This is a genomic window from Vibrio sp. 10N.286.46.A8, assembly GCF_041470165.1.
In the GTDB taxonomy this organism is placed as follows: domain Bacteria; phylum Pseudomonadota; class Gammaproteobacteria; order Enterobacterales; family Vibrionaceae; genus Vibrio; species Vibrio tasmaniensis_A.
Window position 1 is genome coordinate 1 of the sequence record NZ_JBFRLX010000367.1, and the last position, 1,230, is coordinate 1,230.

General features: G+C 37.8%; 1 protein-coding gene. It reads left to right on the forward strand.

All coding sequences use genetic code 11. The features are described from left to right. The first annotated feature begins 331 nt into the window (after window positions 1–331). On the forward strand, window positions 332–1,168 hold the full coding sequence (locus tag AB4232_RS22475; protein WP_371727609.1) for a hypothetical protein: 837 nt from the start codon (window positions 332–334) through the stop codon (window positions 1,166–1,168). The last annotated feature ends 62 nt before the right edge of the window (window positions 1,169–1,230 follow it).

The following is a 1,230-nucleotide window of genomic DNA, read 5'->3' on the forward strand; positions in this document are numbered from 1 at the left end:
TGTTTACTTACATGACTTAGCTTTTTACTTTTCGGCATATGAAGTTGACCCTTCATTGATTCATAATTTAGAAGCATTTATCGTCAGAACCATTCCTAATGATATCACCAACACCAGAATGGAAAAATTTAAATATAGAACAGAGAGTTAACAAGGCGTTTAAACGGAACTAAAACAGTGGGTTAGGTTTCGCTTCGCTACACATTATAACCCACAATTTTAGTCCGCTTAACGCGGCGTTAGCTTTCAAAGCAGATTTCCCCATACTTATCTGTATGGTATTCAGCTATAAATAGTTCAATAAAGATAATACTAATATTCGAGGTAAGATTTGAAACTAGATCAACCGTTATTTCTTCGCCCTGATTTGATTCGTGACGATTTTAGACAGCCTCAAAAGTATGATGTTGCCATCGAAACAGAGTTTAAGTTGACTACTGCTATTTCTGATGTTGTGCGGGGCGTTAGAATAGTTAACGATGAAGCTCGACGAAAAAAAGTTACTTATGAGGACGTTATCCAATGGGCGGTTTCTCAAAATCGTGGTTTACCAAGACAACCATCCGGAAAGGAGGGTAAGTTTCGAGGGCGTATTGGAGAGGTAGCTTTTAATGCCATGTTTGACGGGTTAGATATGAATGAAATCGAACCTAATCACCCTGGGTGGGATTTTGAATATAAAAACTCTCTTGTTGAAATAAAGTCTACTTCACCCGAAGACGGCAAAAATGGTACAGCCAAGTTATCACAGGGAGATTCCCCAGATGTGTACCTTATATTCCTATTTAGTTCATCTGGTACTATAAGAAGTGCGTATTTGCTACCAGTGGATATCGTTAAGTGCAGAAAGAAAGGTATTCCAAAGGGTGTTAAAATAAATGACAGTCAATGGGTGAGTCAGTTTGAAATTTCGTTAGATGATTTGGGTATGTACTTTGATATAAGGCATTATTATCGAAATTACTTTTTGAAAGATCCTATCGCAATCCCTCGGGGGATTCTGAATAAAGCAGAAAATCATAAGAAACTAAGTAAATACCTTAATTCCAATCAACGCCTTAATGTGACAAGCCTTTTTAATATAGAGTCTAAGTGGTGGCTAAGCTTGTTTAGTGCTCAGATTCACTACGTGAGACATTTTGGTCATTCTCCTGTTTGGGAGTGGTAGAAAGCTAACAAACGACTATGGCGTCAATGATCAGTTTTTGGCTGTGTTTTCATCCCACATGG